We start from the raw sequence: 2,306 nt of genomic DNA, 5'->3' as shown, positions 1-2,306 counted from the left end.
CGGACCCGAGCGGCCGGTTTTTCTATCATGCTCCGCATCGTTCGCGCTTAAACTTGTGCTATACACAGTTGCTTCCCACCATTGGGGGAAAAGCTGATGAGGCGGCGGGAATTTATTACCCTTCTCGGTAGCGCATTAGCAACGTGCCCCGGGGTCGCGCTCGCTCAGACGGTCAATCGCGCACGACGTATCGGATTTCTGAGCACCTCGGCCGAAGACGACGCGGAAGCTGCGAAGCGGTTGGCCGCGTTCAAGCTAAGGCTACAAGAGTTGGGTTGGACGGAAGGTAAGAACTTTCAGATCGATGTTCGTTTTGGTTCCAATAGTGGCGAGCGCATCCATCAAGCTGCCACCGAATTGACAGAGATCGCGCCCGACGTAATCGTATCGACCACCTCGACGACGACGCGTGCGCTTATGAATGCAACTGGAAACATCCCGATTGTGGGCGCCATAAGCGGCGATCCTATCGCCCTTGGTTTTACGAAGGACCTGTCCCATCCGACAGGAAACATAACGGGCTTCACGACATTCAATGACACTCTGGCCGCCAAGCGTTTTGAGATGCTGCACGAAATTGTCCCAACAATGCGCATAGCAGCCCTGATGTGGGTTCCGACGAACCCGCAGCAGGTCTTACTCGAAACGAAGACGAAAGAAGCGGCGCATATTCTCGGGATCGAACTGCTTTCATTACCGATCAAAGCAGCGGACGATATCTCGCGAGCGCTGGCAGCGGCACAGAACCAACACGCGGCCGCTATCATTGTGGCCGCCGACCCTCTAACGGTTGCGAACGGTCGCGCAATTATCGATGAATGCATATCAATGAAATTGCCTGCAATGCATACTTTTGCGTTTGAGACAAAAAATGGGGCGTTAATGTCCTATGGCATTGACCTTGTGGAAAACTACCGCCGGACTGCCGAGTATGTTGACCGCATTCTGAAAGGCACAAAAATTGCCGAGCTGCCGTTTCAAGAACCAGCTCGGCTCACGCTCGCAATCAATCTGCAGACCGCGCGCGCTATCGGTATCAACGTGCCGTCGACGCTCCTCGCACGGGCCGACGAGGTGATTGATTGACGCATGAGTCCGTTGATGGCCCATCGCTGCCGCATCGCACGGCCGAGGATATGTCGGCTGTCAGGGGTGGACCCGACCTAACTTAAACGGCTAAACCGATGCGATTGACCCTTGGCGGACTTACGGTGCAATTGTTTCCCAGGGCAGGATCATCCCTCCGGTCCGGGAATGAAGCAGCGCCACATCGGAGTCATTCTTCCATCTGCGTAGGACGGCGACCACCAAACCATCGCCCTGCCGCTGAGGTTCTGGCGGTTGAGCACGACAGAGTTTGGCACGTCAAACCACTGCCCGGGTTCGTTTGGCCAATGCGGATGTTTCAGAAGGACTCTATAGCCATTTTTTGTCACATCCCACTCGGCCTCGGCATATTGGCCGTCCCCACCGTCACAGCACGGCTCACCTGCCTTGTTCTTGAGACTTTTGAACCAAGCGTTCAGTTCTGGTCGCATCAGGTCATGTGAATAGGCTGTGCTGATGCCTAAGAATGTGACCGTACACAATCGCACCGTGCGCGCTACGATCAATCGATAAGGATACGCCGGGCGTCCATTGGAACTGGTCATGGAAACCTCCGTTTCCCAGCCCGTTTGCGTGGGTCGCTTGATCCGAAGATCACTCAGAGCCGCACGATGCCCGCCTAGCTCCCTTGTGCAAGCCAAGTCCCGCCGTGCCAACGGTGAGCAGACTGAGATCATCCGCTGCCGCCCCAGCAATCTTTATCGTTTTCGCGCGCGGCGTCAGAATTGCAATCTGACTAGGAGAAGCCGGCATCTCACCTAACATTAGCGTTGGCGTAGCCGCACTCTCCTCTACTTGGGTTGAGCCCAGCACGGCTACTTGATGCCGGGTGATCGGGAATCCTGTGATTTCGAAAGCTGGCAGTTGCAATGTACAACCGTTGGCTTGATTGATCGCCAAGCTTCCGATGCTGGTGATGGCAGTCACGATCAGGAATTGTCTTTTCATGGGAGTTCCTCTTTTGTTTAGAGATATTCCCACCGCAAATTCCAGATTCAGCTTACTCCTAGGCAGGAACGAATTATGTGAACCTCTTCACTAGTTCGTGGTGTTCCGCATAAGTTCAAAATCAATGCGAACTCAAGGATAGGAAAGGCCAGTGTTGCTGCTCTTGACACTGCTATGGTCCGCTTCTGATGCTGTGGACGGCTCCTCCACCGGCACGAGAGTGCCAAGGTGTGGGCGCCGTTTGAGGCTCC

At 54.9% G+C, this 2,306-nt stretch carries 3 protein-coding genes; 1 reads left to right on the top strand and 2 read right to left on the bottom strand.

Annotated elements, in window-relative coordinates:
• Window positions 1–96: 96 nt before the first annotated feature.
• A complete protein-coding gene (locus XI05_RS09040) occupies window positions 97–1,086 on the top strand; it encodes an ABC transporter substrate-binding protein (protein ID WP_271500747.1) in 990 nt (329 codons plus the stop codon).
• 149 nt (window positions 1,087–1,235) lie between these two features.
• Here the strand turns inward: XI05_RS09040 and XI05_RS09035 are convergent, their stop codons facing one another.
• Window positions 1,236–1,652 (bottom strand): hypothetical protein, encoded by a 417-nt coding sequence (locus XI05_RS09035; RefSeq protein WP_271500745.1) that lies wholly within the window; start codon window positions 1,650–1,652, stop codon window positions 1,236–1,238.
• 49 nt (window positions 1,653–1,701) lie between these two features.
• Complete coding sequence (locus XI05_RS09030) at window positions 1,702–2,055, bottom strand: hypothetical protein (protein WP_271500743.1); 354 nt, start codon at window positions 2,053–2,055, stop codon at window positions 1,702–1,704.
• Between the last annotated feature and the right edge of the window lie 251 nt (window positions 2,056–2,306).

The sequence above is a fragment of the Bradyrhizobium sp. CCBAU 11357 genome (genome assembly GCF_028128865.1).
Classification (GTDB): Bacteria; Pseudomonadota; Alphaproteobacteria; order Rhizobiales; family Xanthobacteraceae; genus Bradyrhizobium.
This window is presented reverse-complemented; position numbering and strand designations above follow the sequence as displayed.

Excerpts from the sequence above, each read along its gene's own strand:
- XI05_RS09040 (WP_271500747.1), top strand. The coding sequence starts at position 97 with ATGAGGCGGCGGGAATTTATTACCCTTCTCGGTAGCGCATTAGCAACG.
- XI05_RS09035 (WP_271500745.1), bottom strand. The coding sequence starts at position 1,652 with ATGACCAGTTCCAATGGACGCCCGGCGTATCCTTATCGATTGATCGTA.
- XI05_RS09030 (WP_271500743.1), bottom strand. The coding sequence starts at position 2,055 with ATGAAAAGACAATTCCTGATCGTGACTGCCATCACCAGCATCGGAAGC.